Source organism: Aequorivita soesokkakensis (genome assembly GCF_001641085.1).
In the GTDB taxonomy this organism is placed as follows: domain Bacteria; phylum Bacteroidota; class Bacteroidia; order Flavobacteriales; family Flavobacteriaceae; genus Aequorivita; species Aequorivita soesokkakensis.
The window spans coordinates 124,070-143,940 of the sequence record NZ_LXIE01000049.1 but is presented as its reverse complement, the minus strand read 5'-3'; the positions used below and the strand labels follow the sequence as shown (position 1 = coordinate 143,940).

The 19,871-nt window shown below is 37.7% G+C and carries 24 protein-coding genes and 1 pseudogene; 15 read left to right on the top strand and 10 right to left on the bottom strand.

The features are described from left to right. Positions 1-110 precede the first annotated feature (110 nt). Together A7A78_RS13645 and A7A78_RS13640 are read left to right on the top strand one after the other, a co-directional pair. A pseudogene (locus tag A7A78_RS13645) lies at positions 111-1,175 on the top strand (NAD(P)/FAD-dependent oxidoreductase); the annotation flags it as partial. Between the two features lie 164 nt (positions 1,176-1,339). Continuing rightward, a complete protein-coding gene (locus A7A78_RS13640; protein ID WP_068763023.1) occupies positions 1,340-1,861 on the top strand; it encodes a DUF421 domain-containing protein in 522 nt (173 codons plus the stop codon). Between the two features lie 4 nt (positions 1,862-1,865). Here the strand turns inward: A7A78_RS13640 and A7A78_RS13635 are convergent, their stop codons facing one another. The 8 genes from A7A78_RS13635 to A7A78_RS13600 all read right to left on the bottom strand — a co-directional run bounded on the left by A7A78_RS13635 (position 1,866) and on the right by A7A78_RS13600 (position 5,820). Beyond that, entirely contained in the window at positions 1,866-2,237 is a 372-nt protein-coding gene (locus tag A7A78_RS13635; protein WP_068763022.1) for an iron chaperone, read from the bottom strand. Positions 2,238-2,242: 5 nt separating this feature from the next. Then, positions 2,243-2,536 (bottom strand): helix-hairpin-helix domain-containing protein, encoded by a 294-nt coding sequence (locus tag A7A78_RS13630; RefSeq protein ID WP_068763021.1) that lies wholly within the window; start codon positions 2,534-2,536, stop codon positions 2,243-2,245. A 16-nt stretch (positions 2,537-2,552) separates the two neighbouring features. Continuing rightward, positions 2,553-2,963, bottom strand: coding sequence for a VOC family protein (locus tag A7A78_RS13625; protein ID WP_068763020.1), 411 nt, complete (start codon positions 2,961-2,963; stop codon positions 2,553-2,555). Between the two features lie 2 nt (positions 2,964-2,965). Then, positions 2,966-3,355, bottom strand: a complete 390-nt coding sequence (locus A7A78_RS13620; protein WP_068763019.1) for a DoxX family protein — start codon at positions 3,353-3,355, stop codon at positions 2,966-2,968. A gap of 60 nt (positions 3,356-3,415) precedes the next feature. Next, positions 3,416-3,823 (bottom strand): hypothetical protein, encoded by a 408-nt coding sequence (locus A7A78_RS13615; RefSeq protein ID WP_068763018.1) that lies wholly within the window; start codon positions 3,821-3,823, stop codon positions 3,416-3,418. A gap of 146 nt (positions 3,824-3,969) precedes the next feature. Further along, a complete protein-coding gene (locus A7A78_RS13610; RefSeq protein WP_068763017.1) occupies positions 3,970-4,458 on the bottom strand; it encodes a hypothetical protein in 489 nt (162 codons plus the stop codon). Between the two features lie 117 nt (positions 4,459-4,575). Then, complete coding sequence (locus A7A78_RS13605) at positions 4,576-5,142, bottom strand: hypothetical protein (protein WP_068763016.1); 567 nt, start codon at positions 5,140-5,142, stop codon at positions 4,576-4,578. A 6-nt stretch (positions 5,143-5,148) separates the two neighbouring features. Then, the gene (locus tag A7A78_RS13600) at positions 5,149-5,820 is read right to left on the bottom strand and encodes an SIR2 family NAD-dependent protein deacylase (protein ID WP_068763015.1); all 672 of its coding nucleotides are present in this window, start codon (positions 5,818-5,820) and stop codon (positions 5,149-5,151) included. Between the two features lie 84 nt (positions 5,821-5,904). Here A7A78_RS13600 and A7A78_RS13595 point away from each other — a divergent pair, with 84 nt between their 5' ends. The 7 genes from A7A78_RS13595 to A7A78_RS13565 all read left to right on the top strand — a co-directional run bounded on the left by A7A78_RS13595 (position 5,905) and on the right by A7A78_RS13565 (position 12,546). Further along, complete coding sequence (locus A7A78_RS13595) at positions 5,905-6,564, top strand: TrmH family RNA methyltransferase (RefSeq protein WP_068763014.1); 660 nt, start codon at positions 5,905-5,907, stop codon at positions 6,562-6,564. Beyond that, positions 6,561-6,932: a hypothetical protein gene (locus A7A78_RS13590; protein ID WP_068763013.1), complete on the top strand. Its 372-nt coding sequence runs from the start codon at positions 6,561-6,563 to the stop codon at positions 6,930-6,932. Before A7A78_RS13595 ends, A7A78_RS13590 begins: the two co-directional genes overlap by 4 nt. A 3-nt stretch (positions 6,933-6,935) precedes the next feature. Next, complete coding sequence (locus A7A78_RS13585; RefSeq protein WP_068763012.1) at positions 6,936-7,508, top strand: non-canonical purine NTP diphosphatase; 573 nt, start codon at positions 6,936-6,938, stop codon at positions 7,506-7,508. 225 nt (positions 7,509-7,733) lie between these two features. Further along, positions 7,734-9,575, top strand: coding sequence for a DEAD/DEAH box helicase (locus tag A7A78_RS13580; RefSeq protein ID WP_068763011.1), 1,842 nt, complete (start codon positions 7,734-7,736; stop codon positions 9,573-9,575). Positions 9,576-9,706: 131 nt separating this feature from the next. Further along, the gene (locus A7A78_RS13575; RefSeq protein WP_068763010.1) at positions 9,707-10,327 is read left to right on the top strand and encodes a GNAT family N-acetyltransferase; all 621 of its coding nucleotides are present in this window, start codon (positions 9,707-9,709) and stop codon (positions 10,325-10,327) included. A gap of 26 nt (positions 10,328-10,353) precedes the next feature. Continuing rightward, positions 10,354-11,118 carry a carboxypeptidase-like regulatory domain-containing protein gene (locus A7A78_RS13570; protein WP_068763009.1) on the top strand — a complete coding sequence of 255 codons (765 nt, stop codon included), beginning with the start codon at positions 10,354-10,356 and terminating at the stop codon, positions 11,116-11,118. Between the two features lie 66 nt (positions 11,119-11,184). Then, positions 11,185-12,546, top strand: coding sequence for an aldehyde dehydrogenase (locus tag A7A78_RS13565; RefSeq protein ID WP_068763031.1), 1,362 nt, complete (start codon positions 11,185-11,187; stop codon positions 12,544-12,546). A gap of 192 nt (positions 12,547-12,738) precedes the next feature. On the opposite strand, the gene A7A78_RS15015 is transcribed toward A7A78_RS13565, so the two are convergent. After that, the gene (locus A7A78_RS15015) at positions 12,739-12,972 is read right to left on the bottom strand and encodes a hypothetical protein (RefSeq protein WP_131811155.1); all 234 of its coding nucleotides are present in this window, start codon (positions 12,970-12,972) and stop codon (positions 12,739-12,741) included. A gap of 263 nt (positions 12,973-13,235) precedes the next feature. Between A7A78_RS15015 and A7A78_RS13555 the strand changes: the two genes are divergently transcribed. Then, complete coding sequence (locus tag A7A78_RS13555) at positions 13,236-14,882, top strand: T9SS type A sorting domain-containing protein (protein WP_068763007.1); 1,647 nt, start codon at positions 13,236-13,238, stop codon at positions 14,880-14,882. Positions 14,883-14,892: 10 nt separating this feature from the next. Further along, entirely contained in the window at positions 14,893-15,594 is a 702-nt protein-coding gene (locus tag A7A78_RS13550) for a 2'-5' RNA ligase family protein (protein ID WP_131811154.1), read from the top strand. A 56-nt stretch (positions 15,595-15,650) separates the two neighbouring features. Here the strand turns inward: A7A78_RS13550 and A7A78_RS13545 are convergent, their stop codons facing one another. Next, entirely contained in the window at positions 15,651-16,277 is a 627-nt protein-coding gene (locus A7A78_RS13545) for an SDR family oxidoreductase (RefSeq protein ID WP_068763005.1), read from the bottom strand. A 202-nt stretch (positions 16,278-16,479) separates the two neighbouring features. Here A7A78_RS13545 and A7A78_RS13540 point away from each other — a divergent pair, with 202 nt between their 5' ends. From A7A78_RS13540 to A7A78_RS13525, 4 genes are all read left to right on the top strand, one after another. Continuing rightward, positions 16,480-17,361, top strand: coding sequence for an SDR family oxidoreductase (locus A7A78_RS13540; protein WP_068763004.1), 882 nt, complete (start codon positions 16,480-16,482; stop codon positions 17,359-17,361). A 247-nt stretch (positions 17,362-17,608) separates the two neighbouring features. Then, positions 17,609-18,379, top strand: a complete 771-nt coding sequence (locus tag A7A78_RS13535) for a ParA family protein (protein WP_068763003.1) — start codon at positions 17,609-17,611, stop codon at positions 18,377-18,379. Next, positions 18,380-19,279 (top strand): ParB/RepB/Spo0J family partition protein, encoded by a 900-nt coding sequence (locus tag A7A78_RS13530; protein WP_068763002.1) that lies wholly within the window; start codon positions 18,380-18,382, stop codon positions 19,277-19,279. Continuing rightward, positions 19,269-19,868, top strand: coding sequence for a DUF5683 domain-containing protein (locus tag A7A78_RS13525; RefSeq protein ID WP_068763001.1), 600 nt, complete (start codon positions 19,269-19,271; stop codon positions 19,866-19,868). Before A7A78_RS13530 ends, A7A78_RS13525 begins: the two co-directional genes overlap by 11 nt. Positions 19,869-19,871 lie beyond the last annotated feature (3 nt).

The window sequence follows — 19,871 nt, the reverse complement described above, 5'->3', positions numbered from 1 at the left end:
CTTGATGTTAAAGGATTTTAAGGTTTATAGAAAAGAAAATTTATAAATAAATATTAAAGGGTATAGCTTCAGCCTATTGTTTGACTAACTTTCAAAGAAAAAGAAAGATTATGGATATCCGTTCAAACGAACCTTATTGGTTAATTAAAAATGCCCTTCCACAAAGCTATCCTTCGCTTACAAAATCTATTTCTGCAGATGTTTTAATTATTGGAGCGGGAATAACGGGCGCACTTATGGCCTATAAACTTATAGGTGAAGGGAAAAAAATAGTGATGGTTGATCGAAGGGATATTTGCAACGGCAGCACGGCGGCAAGCACTTCAATGCTTCAATATGAAATAGATGTGCCTTTGCATAAGTTAATAGAGCAAGTGGGCTTAACCTGCGCCGTTTCAAGTTATCAAAATTGTGAAAACGCAATAAAGGAAATAAGAAAAATAGCCACTTCAGTTGGTAGTAAATGTGGATTTAAATATATGAAAAGTGTTTATTTCGCCTCAACAAAAAAGGATTTGGATTTTTTAAGGAATGAATTCAAAGCAAGACAGGAACACGGTTTTGACGTAAAATGGCTTTCCAAGGAAGAACTTGAAAAAATTGGTTTAAAAGCCTATGGCGCCATTGAATCAAAGTCCGGAGCGGTGATGGATGTATATACACTGGCAAATGATATTTTGAAATACTGCAGTAAAAAAGGATTGGAGATTTATGACAGAACTTCTGTGGAGGAAATAAAAGCCAAAAATGACAAAACCGTTGTCAAAACAAAAGATGGTTTCACAATTGAAGTTGATCACGTTGTGCACTGTACTGGCTATGAGAGTACCGAAACCGTGAAAGAGGATATTGTAAAGCTCAAAAGCACTTTTGCATTGGCTTCCGAAGCTTTTGAGACCTTTCCCAAAGCTTTTAAAGAGCGTATTTATTGGAATACGGATGCGCCTTATTTATATTTTAGAAGTACGGACGACAACCGGATTGTGATGGGCGGCGGCGATAGGGATTTTAAAAATGCAATGCGCCGCGATGCATTGCTTCCAAAAAAGGAAAAGGAATTGGCAAAAAGCTTCAAAAAATGTTTTCCCGAAATTGAATTTATTGCAGATTATTCTTGGGCGGGGACTTTTGGGGAAACAAAGGACGGTTTGCCCTATTTTGGAAAACCCGATGCTGAAAAGAACGAACATTATATTTTAGGTTTTGGCGGAAATGGCATTACCTTCAGCGTTATGGGGATGGATGCCATTGTTCATTCAATCAATAAAACACCGCATCCGTATTTGGAGTATTATAAATTCAGAAGGTAATTTTTTAAAAACGTATAAAAATTAAAATTATGGAAAAATGGTTTGAAGCATCAACAACTTCATTGATTGCGATTGTATTGACGGCAATTGGAATCTATTTTGCCACAATTATATTTACAAGGCTTGCTGGCAAGCGCAGTTTTTCGAAAATGAGCAGTTTTGATTTTGCGATGACGGTAGCCATTGGCTCAATAATTGCCACAACGGTTCTTTCAAAATCGGTTAGTTTGTTACAAGGGCTCGTTGGAATGGCAGCAGTTTATGTTCTTCAAATTTTAATGGCAATAATTCGAAGACTTGAAATAGTCCAAAAATTAATTGATAACAAACCGCTACTGTTAATGGATGGCGAAGAAATACTTCAAGAAAACCTAAAAAAGGCACGTGTTACTGGATCAGATTTACGATCAAAGCTTCGCGAAGCCAATGTTTTGGAGCTTTCACAGGTAAGAGCGGTAATTTTTGAAGCTACGGGCGATATTGCAGTGCTTCACAGTAAAGATGAAAATGTAAAAGTGGAAGATTGGTTGTTGAAAGGAGTAGAGCGATAGATTTTTATTTTTTTTTAAGTTTAGCTTCAATTTCTTTCGTTCTAAATTTTACAATATCATTAATCAGTTTCCAGGGAATTTCTTCACTAATAGGAAATTGAATAGAACCTTTCCCCGTTTTATAATTGGAAAGTTGTTTTTTAAATGCCTCATTTCCTGACGGAAGCGCATAAAATCCTATATGGTTTTTATATCCGGCAAAATAAACCAATGGCTTTCCGAGAAGTTTAAAAGCTGGCATTCCATAGCTTATGGATTCAATTGCATTTGGTGTATTTTTTAATACAATTTCACGAATTTTTTTAAGAATAATTTGCACATCCTTTGGAAATTGTAAAATGTATTCCTCCGTATTTTTATAGTTTTTGGCTTCCATATTTATCAATCTTTAAAATGCAATCCCTTTTTATTAAGTAGAGTTTTCAATTTAATTATCCCACTTTTACCCATTCCATGAAAACTTAAAATTTCTTTTTCTGAAAAGTTAGCGAGCTCTTCCAACGTATAGATTTTATTATTTTCCAAAGCTCTCCTGGCTGGTGCAGCAATTTCAGAAAGAAATCCCTCATCGGGTTTGCGTTGGTCTTCACAAAGTGGGCAAATGGGACATTCGCTGGATTTATAATAAACGTGTCCATTTTCACAAGTTCTTTTTGTTGGTTTTGCTTTGCCCATTTTTAAGATTTCGATATTATTTTGGCATCTTTTCCATGTCCATAAAAAGCATATTCCAACGGTGGCCATCCAAATCACTAAAAGCAAAACCGTACATCCACCCCTGTATAGTTTGGGGTTCACTGAAAACATTTCCTCCAGCATTTTTTACTTTTTCGGCCATTTCATCCACTTCTTTTTTGCTTTCAGCATCAAAGGAAATCATTAATTCAGTAACTTTTGATGCGTCAGAAATAGGGTTCTGTACTACATTTTCAAACATTTTTTCCTCAAAAAACATAATTGGCATGCTTGCTTTGCCAACTACAAGTGCTGTCATGGTTTCGGTTTCACGCTCGGTTTTGAAAGAAAAACCTATTTCAGTAAAAAACTTTTTAGATCGCTTCAAATCTTTTATAGGAAGGTTGATCCAATATTCTTTTGTCATAATTATATATCTTTTGAAATTGATATTTTGCTAGAATAAATTTTGTGGTAATACACATATGAAACAATTAAAACAGCGAAAACAATCAAAGGGAAGATGCTGTTAAATGTAAATCCGTCTACCGCTGTGTGACTGATGCTGGCAAAGATAAAGTCGAATGCAAAACCTGCATAAGCCCATTCTTTCACTCTTTTTGGCAACTGTGGAATTATCAAAATCAAGGAACCCAGCACCTTAAAAACAACCAATGCATTCCCAAAATATTCCGGATACCCCAAATGACGGATTCCTTCTTTAGCAAGCTCGGTTTGTGAGGTGAACGCAGGCATCACGCCTTCAAAAAGAAAGATGAGGATGGTTGCTGTCCAAAATATTATTTTGTCTTTTTTCATAATATTAAATTTAAATTAAGTCTTTTAAGTTTATTGAAACTATTTTCGATTTGCTAATTTTTATTTATTCCGCACCATGCACTTCACATCGTTATCATTAAAATACCATTCCACACAAGCGCCATTTGGATCGATTTTCGGATTTAAAAGCAATATTTTGAAAGCTTTTTCTATTGCAACAATATCGTCTTTGTAATTTGGAACAGTTATGTAGTTATAAACCCCTTTTTTTAAAAGATAGGTTTTAAGCCCCAGTGCAGCCGCTTCACCGTCGTAATTTTGCGTAACAGCGGCTTTGTATTGAATTTTTCCAGAACTGTCCGGAAAAGATATTCCGAAATAATCCCTTCCTTTTTTTTCCGTTACCAATGAGTGCAATTCTTGGTGGGCATTCAAAATATCATTCGGAAAGGATACTGCTGAAACGTACATCAAAATTTTATTTTCACCAAAATTGAGTTGATACATTGCTATGGTTATTTATTTGTTTACTACAAATTTAACTGTGTTAATTAAAGGAAATAGGGTGTAAATACGTCAATATCAAGGGGAATTTACGACATGAAAAAAGCCCAATCGAAAACGATTGGGCCGCGAAAATTAGGTTTGTTAAATTAATTTCCGTCACAATCTATTTGTGCCAGTGGCATTAATGAATTAAAATTAAATTTTGTGTTTTTCTTAAACTTCATTTTCCCGTCTATTTCTTCAACTTCGCCAAAGCCCTCAATAAGTTTATTTCCCTTTTCAATAAACATTATTTCACGAACGGAGGTTTTTCCCTCGGCACCAAACGTATAAGTGGCGAAAAGTGTGTCACCTACGATTTTTCCTTCAAACGTACCGTCGTTTTTATCTTTTTCATAATAATTATAGCTTAATGTACCCGCCACTTCATCATTCATTCTCTCCATTTGTATCAGCACAGTATCTTTTGCGGAAGTGTATTTATAACAGGCAATTTGGGGTGTATTCACATCATTTCCCAACACATTGGAATCTTCGGGAGCCATCACTTCGGAATCTCCATTTTTGATTTCATTTTTACAGGAAGTAATTGAAATTATACTGAGAATTGTAAAAACTAAAAGATATTTTTTCATAGAATTATTTGTTAGGATTTTATGGAATTTTAGAGGTTTGTTATACCATAAAGCTAAATAAATATCTCTTGCTTCGGTTATTGGTTATATTTATTTTAACAAAAGCTATCCAAAATTTCAGGCAATCCGTTTCAGTATTTTTCGCGCCCTTGCTTGGTAGCCGGCACTTTTATTTTGTGCATTTTCGGTGAGAATATTTCGCAATTCTGGGTAAATCCATTTTTTATCGTCGTCCCACCCCAAATAATAAAGACATTGCATTGCAGGAGCCTGACAAGCAACTTTCTGGTCTGTGATTAGCCAATCAAAGCAACATTCTGTAATAAGTGTTCTTTCGCTTTTATCTAAAACATTGGAAATTATACCAAATTCATGCATAAAATGATAATGGCAAAGCATCTCACATATTTTCGCGCAGGAGCGTAAGGCAGAATCATTTTTTATGCTGGGTAGCTGTTCAAAAAACAAGTGCATGTATTTAAAAAAGTTCTTTGGGTTATGTTTGCAAATAATCTCCATTACCCAAGCAGTTGGAATCAAAAGTTCGCTTTCGGGCGTAAAGCACCATTGAAGCGCTTCACGAACATAATGCGGTTTTTTGACAACCCAAAAAGCAACCTCCTGTCTCTTTTTTAGACTGCTGTCAACCTCCATCAACTTTTCTTTTAAATCTTCGGGAAGCATAATTTATTATTTTAAAAGTTCAACAACCTTTGGAATGCCTGTTGAAGCGTTTTCAGCAAAAACAGTTATTCTTTTGTTTTCTGAAATGGAAGGTTTGGGGTCTACAAAATAAATATGCGCATCCTCTTTTGCATATTGCACCAAACCCGCTGCGGGATAAACCTGCATAGAGGTTCCAACAATAATAATTGCATCTGCTTGTTCCACAATTTCGGCGGCAACTTCAATCATCGGCACCATTTCGCCAAACCAAACTATGTGCGGGCGCAGTTGGTGATTGTGTTCACAGAAATCGCCTAAATTCAAATCGTTTTTCCAATCCAAAATCAAATCTTCGTCAAAAGTACTTCTCACTTTAAGTAATTCGCCGTGAAGATGAATCACATTTGTGCTTCCGGCCCTTTCGTGTAGATCATCAACGTTTTGGGTAATGATTGTTATCTCGTGATTTTTCTCAAGTTTGGCCAATGCAAGATGCGCTGCATTTGGTTGAACCGTTAAAAGTTGTCTTCGGCGTTGGTTGTAAAAATCCAATACCACAGCAGGATTGCGTTGAAAACCTTCGGGCGAGGCAACTTCCATCACATCGTGGCCTTCCCAAAGACCATCGCTGTCCCTAAAAGTTTTTATTCCGCTTTCCGCGCTTACTCCAGCGCCTGTCAATACTGCTATTTTCATTTAGAGAAATTAAATTTTACAGTGCCAAGTGCTACTGCCAACTGATTACTAATAGTTATCTTCGCTTAAAATTAATTATTTTCTTTGGATTCAGCATTATTAAAATATCTTCAAGGCTATCTAACAGAACGTAGAAAAAACCTCTTTCAAAAAGTACTTTCTGAACGTACGCGGCATTTCACAGTTGTTACCGAAGACGTTTATCAACTTCACAATACAAGTGCCGTGATGCGAACTTGCGATGTTTTTGGTATTCAGGATTTGCATGTGGTGGAAGAAAAAGTGAGCAAGCGAATAGACAAGGAAATTGCGATGGGTGCACAAAAATGGGTTGATTTTAAAAGGTATAGTTCCATAAAAGAATGTATTAAAAACCTGAAAAACTCAGGCTATCAAATAATTGCGACTACTCCACACGATAATTCCACAATGCTCCACGATTTTGATGTTTCGAAAAAAAGTGCTTTTTTCTTCGGAAAAGAGAGCGATGGTTTGAGTGATGTAGTTATGAATTCGGCCGATGGCTTTTTGAAAATTCCAATGTACGGGTTTACGGAGAGTTTGAATATTTCAGTTTCCGCAGCGATTATTTTGCAGAGCGTAGTTTCAAAAATGAAACAAACTGAGGTAAATTGGCAACTTTCCGAAGCCGAAAAGTTTGAGATTGAAATGCAGTGGTTAAAGAAAACGATTAAAGCTTCGGATGAGATTATTGAGAGGTATAATGCTGAAAATTCCAAATGATGATTTCAGAAAAAATTATTTTACGAACAAATCCCTTGTTTGCGTTTGAATTTTTAGAAGAAGGGTTTCACGTGACGGATGAATCAAAAGACAACACAAACAGATTTTATGAATACAAAATAATTAAAGATGTAGAGCATAAATCAAAGTCTATCAATTGGTTTGGTTCAATTATTAATTATTTTGCATTAGTCCTTGGTTTTTCAGGTGATACGGATATTCAAATAGATGGTTATCAAATTCGATTTAAATATGATAACGAAAACGTTATTATTCTAACGGAACATTGTGAATACAAAACGGTTATTGAAATCTCAGAAAGAATTAATAACAAAACTGCACTAAAATCTACCCGAACAAACTATTAAAAAATGAAACTCGTCTTCGCCACCCACAACAAAAATAAATTCACAGAAGTAAAAGCAATGCTCCCGCATCACATTGAATTACTTAGTCTAGACGATATCGGCTGCAACGAAGACATTGAAGAAACTGCAGACACCATTGAGGGCAACGCAATTTTAAAAGCAAACTACGTTCGCGATAATTATAACTTAGATTGCTTTGCTGATGACACTGGTTTGGAAGTTAAATCCTTAAACAACGAACCTGGCGTTTACAGCGCCCGATATGCTGGAGTTTCGCACGATTCAAATGCAAACATTCAAAAATTACTAAAAAATCTTAAAGAAAAAGAAGATAGGAGTGCACGTTTCAAAACAGCAATTGCGCTAAATATGGAACACGAAGAAATTATGTTTCTCGGAATTTGCGAGGGTGAAATAATTAAAGAACTCCGCGGCGACTCAGGCTTTGGCTACGACCCAATTTTCCAACCAAATGGCTTCAACAAAACTTTTGCGGAAATGACACTTCAGCAAAAAAGTGAAATAGGCCACCGCGGAAAAGCAATGCGCCAATTGATTGACTATCTTTCTAAATAAGTTGCAGTATGTAGGGCCAGTTTTCAGTATATCAAAAAAAACTGCCAACTGTAACTGAATACTGAAAACTTTAAGTTACTTTTGCGCCCTTGAAAAATCAATTGTAAATAACCTTTGGTTTTCAAGAAAAATCCTCAGGGTGAGGAGTGTTAGAGTGAAGCTGTCCGTTTTTTATATGTCCAGTAGCTTCCCATTAGCACACATATAAAAACTTTATTACATAAAATGACAGCATTTAAAGCACTCGGCTTGGAAGAAAATCTTCTAAAAGCCATCGCCGACATGGGTTTTGAAACCCCTTCGGAAGTACAAGAAAAAGCAATCCCAATTCTTTTAGAACGCGAAACCGATATGGTTTCCTTGGCACAGACAGGAACTGGTAAAACCGCAGCATTTGGTTTCCCGATGTTGCAAAAAATTGACGTTAAGAGTCGTACAACGCAAGGCCTTATTCTTTCACCAACGCGCGAACTTTGCCTTCAAATTACAAATGAAATGATCGCTTACGGCAAGTATATGCCCGGGCTAAACGTGACCGCAGTTTATGGTGGTGCGAGTATTACAGACCAAGCACGACAGATTAAAAAAGGTTCTCAGATTATTGTTGCAACGCCAGGCCGTATGAAAGATATGATCGGGCGTGGGTTGATTGATATTTCAAAGATAGAATATTGCGTGCTTGATGAAGCCGATGAAATGCTCAACATGGGCTTTTATGAAGACATTACCGAAATCCTTTCACACTCGCCAAAAGAGAAAAGCACTTGGCTTTTTAGTGCAACAATGCCGAAAGAAGTTTCTACCATCGCTAAAAAGTTTATGCATACCCCAGTTGAAATCACTGTGGGAACAAAAAACGTAGGTTCAGACCAAGTTTCACACGAATATTATTTAGTAAACGCACGTGATCGTTACAACGCCTTGAAGCGTTTAGCTGATGCAAACCCAGAAATATTCTCAGTAGTTTTTTGCCGAACAAAACGCGATACCCAAAAAGTTGCGGAACAATTAATCGAAGACGGTTACAACGCAGCAGCGCTTCACGGAGATTTAAGTCAAAATCAGAGAGATTTGGTTATGAAATCCTTCCGTGCGCGCCAAATACAAATGCTTGTTGCAACTGATGTTGCCGCTCGTGGAATTGATGTTGATGACATTACCCACGTAATAAACTACCAATTGCCAGACGAAATTGAAACCTACACCCACCGAAGCGGCCGTACAGGTCGTGCAGGAAAAACTGGGATTTCAATGGTTATCGTTTCAAAAAGTGAAGTGCGAAAAATTCACACTATTGAAAAGATGATCCAAAAGAAATTCATTTCAAAGGAAATTCCTTCCGGAATGGAAATCTGTGAAGTGCAAATGTTCCACTTGGCAAACAATATTAAAGACACCAAAATAAACCACGAAATAGATGCTTATCTTCCGAATATAAACGAGGTATTGGCAGATTTTTCGAAAGAGGAATTAATCAAAAAAGTATTCTCGGTTGAATTTACACGTTTCTTGAATTACTACAAAAACAGTAAAGATCTCAACATTGGCGGGGAACGCAATTTTTCTGACGAAGAAGCAAAAGACAGCACGCGTTACTTCATTAACATTGGAAATAAAGACGATTTCGATTGGATGAGCCTGAAGGATTTTCTTCGCGATTTGTTGCAACTTGGAAAAGATGATGTTTATAAAGTTGACGTAAAAGACAGTTTTTCTTTCTTCAATACCGATACAACACACCAAGAATTGGTGATGGGTATTTTCAAGGATTTTAAACTTGACGGAAGACAAATCAATATCGAAATTTCCAAAGACACAGGCCGCAGCAAAGGAAGAAGTGGTGGCGGTGGCGGTGGACGCGACCGTGGCAAAAGAAGAGGCGACAGAAACGACCGTGGAGATAGAGGAGGAAACCGTGGAGACCGTGGCGAACGCAAAGGAAGTTTTAAAAAACGCAGTGGTGGTTCTAACAGTAGCGACAAACCAGCTTTCAAAGGCAAAAGCCGCAGAGGCAGTGAACGCCCAGAGACAAAAGGTACTGGTGGCAGACGCCGAAGAAAAGACTAGTGCTTTTTTTGTTAAAGTCACAAAATGTTTAAAGAAATTGAATACTCCATTTAAACTTTAGTATCACTTTAACGTCTATATAAGTATATTTACGGGCCTTTTGTAAAGAGGCCCGTGATTTTTTAATGCCTATGCAAACCTTCAACTTTCTGCAGGAACATATATTGGAAAACGACACAGTGCGGCTCAATCCCTTGCACCATCACGATATTGATAAACTCTTGCATTTCTCGGAACAACAGCCAGAACTTTGGAAATATTCCCTACAACCAGCCGATGGCTTGGAGAATTTAAAAGTTTACATAGACTTCGCTTTGCGCGGAAGAAAAGAAGAAACGGCATACCCCTTTGTTGTTTTCGACAAGCGCACCCAGCAAATTGCGGGCAGTACCCGTTTTTACGATTTTCAGAAAAACCACAACACCGTCCAATTGGGCTACACTTGGTACGGCAAGGAATTTCAGGGGACCGGACTAAACAAACAGTGCAAAATGCTGATGCTTGAATTCGCTTTTGAAAACATAGGTGTAGATCGTGTAGAATTTAGGGCTGATGCAAATAACGAAAGAAGCATTGCCGCGATGAAAAGCATAGGTTGCACCGTAGAAGGAATATTGCGGAACAACTGCGCGGCGCCCAAAGGAAGACGGGACAGCATTGTTTTAAGTATTTTAAAAGACGAATGGTTTGGAGGGGTTAAAGAAGTATTGAAATCTAAAATTGAAAAAGAAAGAAACGTTTCGCCTCAGTGAAATTTTTCCGTATATTAAAATCCTGTATGAAAAAATATATCCTACTTATAGCCCTTCTTTTTATCTCAGCAAACTCCTTTGCCCAAGAAAATAACATCATTAAAGGAACTGTAATGAATGATGCAGACGACAAACTTTTGGAAAACGTAAACATCGTAAATCTAAATCAAGTAATTGGCACAACTACCAATGAAAAGGGTGAGTTTGCAATTAAAGCTGCGGTAAACGATACACTTTATTTTTCATATTTGGGTTTTAAATCCCTACGCGTTCGCGTGACCAATGACTGGCTTAAGTTTGGCGATATAAAAGTGAAAATGACGGAACTCGGTATCGCCTTGGAAGAAGTAGTAATCAAGCCCGTTCAACTTACGGGTTATGTTGAAATTGATGCAAAACTGATTCCTGTGTATGACAATTACCGTTACCGGATTTCAGGTTTGAACACAGGATACGAAGGCGGAAGCAATCAGCCGGGCGCTGTGAGTAAAGTTTTAAGTTCCATTTTCAATCCTGCAGATTTTCTCTATAATGTTTTTGGAAAGCGACCGAGGCAGATGAAAAAACTCCGCCAAATGAAAGAAGATGACGAAATAAGGAACCTACTACAAAGCAAATACGACCGCGAAACCCTAATGGCCGTGCTCCAACTAGAGCGTGCAGATATTGATGAAATATTAAATAAATGTAGCTTTTCCAAAGACTTCATCCGCACAGCCAATGATCTTCAGATTCTCGATGCTATCAGTGGGTGTTATGAAGAATACAAGATTCTGAATCGAGATAAGTAAGAACATTTCTATTTTTTTTAAGAACATTCAATTTCATTAAAAGTATTTTTAGTGAAAATTGATTCAATGGAACAAATCGTAAATACCCAGCGCAACTTCTTCAACACCCACGCCACTAAAAACCTTCACTTTAGAAAAGCGCAACTAAAAAAACTTCAAACAGCATTAGAAGAAAACGAACCACTTCTGCACGAAGCCATTTACAAAGATTTCAAAAAGTCTGAGTTCGATAATTACACCACAGAGCTTTCCTTGCTGTATAAAGACATCAAAGAAGCCCGAAGCAATATTTTCAAGTGGTCGCGCATAAAACCTGTTTCCACTGGCATCCTCAATTTCCCTGCTTCCAGTTACATCATTCCAGAACCCTTGGGTGTCTGTTTAGTTATTGGCGCTTGGAATTATCCCTACCAACTTTCCTTCGCTCCGGTCATTGCGGCAATTGCTGCTGGAAATACTGTAATATTAAAACCCAGCGAGTTGCCTTCAAACACAGCTGCCGCAATGGCGAAAATTGTAAAGGAGAATTTTGATCCAGAATTTTTCACGGTTGTTGAAGGAGGAGTAGAAGAGACCCAAGAACTTTTAAAACAGAAATTCGACAAAATATTTTTCACGGGAAGTACCAAAGTAGGCAAGATAGTTTACAAAGCCGCCGCAGAAAACCTCACGCCCGTAACTCTAGAATTAGGTGGTAAAAGTCCTGCAATTGTTACTGAAAGTTGCAATTTAAAAGTTTCGGTGAAGCGATTGGTTTGGGGAAAATTTTTAAATGCAGGACAAACTTGCATTGCTCCAGATTATGTTTTGGTTCATAAAAGCATCGAGAAGAATTTTTTGGAACAATTAAAAACGGAAATCATAAGCCAGCACTTCGCTTTTGAAAATGATAATTACCTCCAGATTATAAACAACGATAATTTTGAGCGTCTCACCAAAATGCTCGTTCCAGAAAAAATATTTTACGGAGGCGAAACAAATGCCGAAACCCGTTACATCCAGTCCACAATAATGCAAAATGTAACTATGGAAGATGCCGTGATGCAGGAAGAAATTTTCGGCCCAATCCTTCCCGTTCTTTCCTACGAAACCATAGAAGAGGCCATAGCAAAAATAAACAGCCTCCCAAAGCCATTATCCTGCTATCTGTTTACAAAAAGCGGTTCCATAAAGAAGAAAATTTTAAAGGAAATCTCCTTTGGTGGCGGTGCTATTAATGAAACGGTGATGCACATCAGTAATTCAAACCTGCCTTTCGGCGGCGTGGGCCACAGCGGCATTGGCAATTATCACGGCGAAGCAGGTTTTAAAGCATTTACACATTACAAAAGCGTGATGGACAAACCCACTTGGCTCGATCCATCTATCCGTTATTATCCTCATACACCGTTTCGATTGAAATTGATGCGGTGGTTTATGAAGTTTTAATACATTTGAAATAACAACCTGAACTGCCTTGAGAAAGTTTTTATATTTAGAAAAAACCATTGCATTTATACAGCTAATCTTGGGTGTAATAATGATATCTATTATCACTTACACCTATAATTTACAGATTAATAAAATGCTTGCCTACTTTGAATTTAAAGAGATTTCAATCATCAAAATTATTATAAGCATTCAGTTTAATATTTTACTAGGTTTACTATTTATAATTTCAGGAATTCTTTTACTGCTATCCAAACGATTTGGTTGGATTTTCAGCCTCGCTTCCTGGGCTGTATTGATATTATTAGCAATAGATTTATATACATATAATGATGTAACCGTAACTTTTCTCAACGAAACAAAATCATTTTTTTGGCAAGCTACTTCAATTATTCTAATAGCTTTTTCCGCAATTATACTTCTCAATTTAAAATATTTTCGAGACAAATACGCAAACAAAAAAGCCTATAATTATACTATTCTTATTGTCTCATTTTTTATTTTGAATAAACTGTTTTTATAAGTTATTTCGAAAATTTATTAAACTCCTTCCATTTTTTTAAGATACAGCAAATACTTTTTGTATTGTAGATAATTTCACTCGTTTCAGAAAATCTAGCAACTAATACCGTCAACCGACAACCAAAATTTTCATTACCTTTCCAAAACGAAACCCAAACCCCTTTTCAATGAAAAAGCTTTACATCCTACTTCTAATCCTCACCACCCAACTAACCTTCGCCCAAATCCGCTTCCAAAATATCCCTGAAAACGCAATTTATCCCGAAAGCATAGCGGTTGAAACTATCACTGCAAACATAGCGTATCAAGGGTATGACGAAACCCAAGCCTATTTCGGCCAAGGCGAATATGAAATCTATTTAGACAATGTTGATGGCGTGCTGGACAAACCAATCATAGTCCTAGATGGTTTTGATCCTGGCGATTCCAGAGATATTCCAGGTCTTTATGCAAGCTTAAGTTTTGATGGGCAAAATATGGCAGACATTCTTCGCGACGAAGGTTTTGATATCGTAATTCTCAACGCTCCCCTTTATAATACGGGAGGAAAAGATATAGACGGCGGCGGCGATTATATTCAGCGGAACGCAATGGTTTTGATAGCAATGATTCAGCAATTAAACGCGGATAAAGTTGGCGATAACGAACTTGTAGTATTAGGCCCAAGTATGGGCGGACTAATTGCTCGCTACGCCCTTTCATATATGGAAGACAACAGTTTGGATTCCGAAACGCGTCTTTACATTTCATTTGATGCGCCACATCGTGGGGCAAACATTCCCATAAGCCTTCAGTATTTAATTAACTACTTTGCAGATCAAGTTGGTGATGCCACTGCACAGCAAGTTGTTGACCAATTATTAAATTCCCCAGCCGCTAAGGAAATGCTTGTGGATCATTTACTGGGGCATCTTTTGGCAGGTTCAACGTATGAGCAAGACCCAACAAAAGTATTGCCTTTGGGCGCCCCAGGTTTTAGAAATGAATTTCAGGCAGAGTTGGATGTTTTGGGTTTCCCTACAAATGTTAGAAACGTAACCATGATAAACGGCTCCGGAATTGGAACCACAACAGGCAGCCCCGGAATAACTATTGTCGATACCAACCTAGAAATTGACGCAGTGACTGATGTAGATGTAGCGTTAAAATTCACCCCAGCTGCAAGTCAGACTAATACGGTTACTGATGTTACCGTAAACTTTTTTGGTTTTCCTATAAATACATATCAAACAACCGCACAATCGCCAAACAATACAGCAGGAGTGGACAGCGCTCCGGGCGGAACGGGAAGTATAAGCGATGCGCTTGGCGATGGCGGTGGCAACCAGGTTTTGATTGACTTTATCAATGCTTTGCAACAAGACTTATACTCCTTCATTCCCACAATGAGTTCTTTGGCGATAGACAATCCAGATTGGTTTGCAACGCCAGATTTGAATGATTCCCCTTTCGTGAATTTCTACATCCCCAACGAAAATGAACCACACGTTACCGTAACTGCTGCAAGCGCCCAATTCGCTTTGGATGAAATTAGGGATGGAGTACTTTCTGTGGGTGAAAATCAGTTTTCAAATCAATTTATTTTAGCTCAAAACCCAGTTCAAAAAAGCATCAACATTGTAATTCCAAGCAATACTTCAACACAAAATTTAACGGCCACGGTTTTCAGCATAACCGGTCAAAGACTGATGCAAAAAACATGGACAAACCCAAGTCAGGAATTAACTTGGAACCACAATCTTTCCAATGGAATTTATTTGTTGAAATTGGACAACGGTTTTTCAACCCAAACCATTAAAATGATTGTTGAGTAAAGTTTTTAAAATGAAAAAATATGTAATTGCTATCGCTGTTTGTTTGTGCATTTTTTCGTGTACTCCAAAAAAGCAAAATATAATTGCGATAGATGTGCTTTTAATTCCTTCGGAAGAAATGTATGCGCAATCCCTTCAGCTAAATTCATTTATAAATCAAAACAATCCCGAAACCATAAAGCTCGATGAAAACCATGTGCCGCATATCACGCTTCTACAGTGTTTTATAAAAGAGGAAGATTTAACGAGTGTTACTAACGCATTAGAAGTAGATAATATATTTGAAGGGCTTTTTGAAACAATTAAAAACGATTCCTTAAACGCGGAAAGCCTTTTTTATTATGAAGACAAAGAAGAAAGCTTCGCAATGATTGCTGTTGAAAAGAGCAATTTTTTAATGAAACTTCACGAAAAAATCATCGAACTTATTCAGCCTTATACCGTGAAAAATGGTTCGCAAATTTCCTTTATACAAAACCCGGATGGAAGCCCTATCAGTGAATCTACTGTAACTTATGTTCCAGAGTTTATAGATAAGCACAGTTTTGGAAATTTTGATCCTCACATTAGTCTTGGTGTAGCACAAACAAAACTATTGGATAGTTTGTCGGAAAATGTTTTTAAACCAATTCAGTTTAAAGCTGCATCACTAAGCGTTTATCAGTTGGGCGATCACGGTACAGCCCAAAAATTGCTTTGGAAATCGCAATAGACCATAAAAAAAAGCACCTTTCAACAGATGCTTTTTTACTATTCATAATAGAATTATTAAATTTTTTCCAGCGCAGCTTTTATATAAACATCGCCTTCCAAAATTTCAAAAGTTTTGTTTCTTGCAACAGCATCATCTAACGCGCCAACGAGTGTTTCTGCTACGTCTCTACGTGGTATTTCTCCGCGCTTGTTCAGTTTGTTGTCCAGTTCAATTTTTCCTTTTCCATTTTCGTTATTGAGTGACCCCGGACGAACAATACTATATTCAATTCCTAATTGCTTTAAGTACTCATCGGCATTGTGTTTTGCTTTCAAATATTCTTGAATTTCATCAGCTTCCTCAGGATTATCAGCGCCCATGGAACTTAGCATGACAAACTTTTTAACACCTTTTGACTTAGCGGCATCCATCAATTTTTTGGCACCTTCCTGATCTACTTCCTTTACCTTCTTTCCGCCAGAACCGGCTGCAAAAATCACCTTGTCTATACCGTTGGTGGTTTTACTTACATCATTTTCCAAATCTGCCAAAATGGTTTCCACTCCGTCATTCTTAAATTGTGAAATCTGCTCTTCCTTCCGAACCATTGCAATGGGTTCGTATTTATTGGAGTCTTTTAAAATTGAAATTATCTTTTTTCCCGTGGTGCCATTAGCACCTGCTACTAATATTTTTTCCATATTCTAAATATATTGGTTGTAATTGGGAAAACCGTGTAGTTTCACAACCTTTAACCCATCAATAGTCATATTTTATGGCTTTATTAACTTTCGGGTTTATTTTTCGCAATTAAACCGAAATGGTTCTTGACCATTAAATCTTTCCAACTAATTATTCATTCCTAATATTACTGCTTATCTTTACAAGCAAACAAAAAAATTCATGGATTACACAGCAAAAATGCTTCGCGACGACGCGTTAAAGGGAAAAACAATAGTAGTAACCGGCGGCGGAAGCGGCCTTGGAAAAGCAATGACAACCTACTTTTTGGAATTGGGAGCCAATGTCGTAATCACTTCCCGCAACATAGAAAAACTGCAAACTGTAAAAGAGGAACTTGAAGCTGCAACCGGCGGAAAAGTTTTACCGGTACAATGCGATGTTCGAAATTACGAAGAAGTTGAAGCAATGGTAGAAGCTTCCGTAAAAGAATTTGGGAAAGTTGATGTTCTTTTGAACAATGCCGCAGGAAACTTCATTTCACCAACGGAAAGACTTTCCGCAAACGCTTTTGACACAATAATTGACATTGTTTTAAAAGGAACAAAAAACTGTACGCTTGCATTTGGAAAGCATTGGATTGAGAAAAAAGAAACCAATAAAACCGTTTTGAATATTGTTACAACCTATGCCTTCACTGGCTCGGCTTATGTTGTGCCCAGTGCCACAGCAAAAGCAGGTGTTTTGGCAATGACGCGCTCTTTGGCGGTTGAATGGGCAAAATACGGCATCCGTTTTAACGCGATTGCTCCTGGACCGTTCCCAACAAAAGGAGCTTGGGATAGATTGCTTCCGGGCGATTTAAAGGAAAAATTCGATCCCGCAAAAAAAGTTCCCGTAAAACGAGTTGGCGAACACCAAGAATTGGCAAACCTTGCCGCATATCTAGTTTCAGATTTTTCAGCATACATTAACGGCGAAGTAGTGGTTATTGACGGTGGAGAATGGCTAAAAGGCGCTGGACAAATGAACTTGCTAGAAGAAGTTCCACAGCAAATGTGGGACATGCTAGAAGCGATGATACGAGAGAAAAAATCTAAATAACAAAACCCAAGCACCAAATTCCAAGTAAATTCCAAAAATCAAAATCGAAAAACAGGTTTTGAAAATTTTCAATGAAGAACTGTATGGATTACTTTGAATTTTGTTTTTTTGAACATTTTATTTGGAATTTGGAATTTTAAAAATTGGAATTTCCCCGCAGGGTCATTGTTTACTTCCTGTTAACAAAAATGATTTTCTATCCACATAATTAATCGTACTTTTAACTGCTAAAATTTCAAGCAAATTAATGGGTAAAATTATTGCAATTGCAAACCAAAAAGGAGGTGTGGGCAAGACCACGACCTCGGTAAATTTAGCGGCCTCGTTGGGCGTTTTGGAGAAAAAGGTTTTACTCATAGATGCAGATCCGCAGGCCAACGCCACTTCAGGATTAGGTATTGATGTGGAAAGTGTTGAAGTTGGAACATACCAATTACTTGAGCACAGTGCCACGGCAAAGCAAGCCATTGTTTCCACAAATTCACCTAATTTAGATTTGATACCCTCCCACATAGATTTGGTGGCTATCGAGATTGAATTGGTAGATGTGGAAAACCGCGAGTATATGCTAAGAAAGGCCATAGAAGGCTTAAAGGCGGATTATGACTATATTCTCATAGATTGCGCGCCATCTTTGGGATTGCTTACTTTGAATGCCCTAACGGCGGCTGATTCGGTTATCATCCCTATTCAGTGTGAATATTTCGCCTTGGAAGGGCTTGGGAAACTTTTGAATACCATAAAAAGCGTTCAAAAAATACATAACGAAAACCTTGATATTGAAGGCCTGTTGTTGACTATGTACGACCAGCGTTTGCGTCTTTCAAACCAAGTAGTAGATGAGGTGAAAAAGCATTTTGACGAAATGGTTTTTGAAACAATCATTCAGCGAAATGTGCGTTTAAGTGAAGCGCCCAGTTATGGCGAAAGTATCATCAGTTACGATGCCGCAAGTAAAGGAGCCGATAATTATTTAAGCCTTGCGCACGAACTAATCAAGAAAAACGAAAAAGAATAAATGGCGAAAGCGACCAAAAAACAAGCCCTCGGCCGCGGACTTTCAGCATTGTTGAAAGACCCGTCCAACGATATAAAATCTGTTGCAGACAAGAATGCCGACAAGGTTGTGGGCAGCATTGTAGAGCTGGATTTGGGCAGTATTGAAGTAAACCCTTTTCAGCCGCGAACCAGTTTTAACGAAGAATCGCTTCGTGAATTGGCTTCGTCAATAAAGGAATTAGGCGTAATTCAGCCAATTACTGTTCGTAAAATGGATTTCAATAAATACCAATTGGTAAGTGGCGAACGCCGTTTTCGCGCTTCAAAATTGGTTGGTTTGGAAACCATTCCCGCTTACATTCGTATTGCCAATGATCAGGAATCGTTGGAAATGGCTTTGGTGGAAAACATCCAACGCCAAGATTTAGACCCGATTGAAATCGCACTTTCATACCAACGTTTGATTGAAGAAATTAACGTAACCCAAGAAGAACTAAGTGATAGAGTTGGAAAAAATCGTTCCACCATCGCAAATTATTTGCGTTTGTTGAAACTGGATCCAATTATCCAAACCGGGATGCGCGACGGTTTCATCAGTATGGGCCACGGCCGTGCGTTGATAAACGTTGACGATTTAAGCGACCAACTTGATATTTATGAAAAGATTTTAAGCCAAAATCTTTCCGTTCGCGATACGGAAGCGTTGGTTCGAAATTTTAAAAACCCAAACGAAAAAGCTTCAGCACAAAAGGCCAGTGCGCCACCTTTCGCAAAAAAAGCGAAAAAGGAATTGACAGACCTTTTTGAAACATCTGTTGAGGTAAAAGTGTCAAAATCGGGAAAAGGACAGTTGGTTGTTCCTTTTAAAAATAAAGAAGACTTCGAACGTATTTTGAAGCTAATCAAAAGTGAAAAGTAATTTCCTATATATTTTTCTACTACTCTTTGCCGCACCTTTGTTAGCGCAGACTTCTGACACATTGGTTGTAAAAAGGGACGAAAAGATTATTGTTGTAAAAGATTCAATAATTCAAAAAGAAGAATACAATCCGCTGGCCCCTGCAAAAGCTGCATTTTACTCCGCTGTAATTCCCGGGCTTGGCCAAGTTTACAATAAAAAATATTGGAAGATTCCAATCATTTATGCGGGAATGGCTGCCGGAATTTACTTTTACAAACAGCAGGATGACGAGTATGACCGTTTCCGAAATGCTTATAAAAGAAGGCTCGCCGGCTATACTGATGATGAATTTTACGGAAATGGCACAGAACCTTTAATTAGTAATGATCGGTTAATAAATGCCCAAAAATCTGCACAGACAAATAAGGATATTAGTTTGATTGTTACCATTGCATTTTATTTATTGAATGTTGTGGATGCGAATGTTGATGCGCATTTACGGCAATATGAAGTAAGTGACGACCTTTCGCTTCAGCCAAATTTTAATGTAAATCCAATCAACGCACAAACACAATACGGAATGTCTTTGACGTATCGTTTTAAATAATTT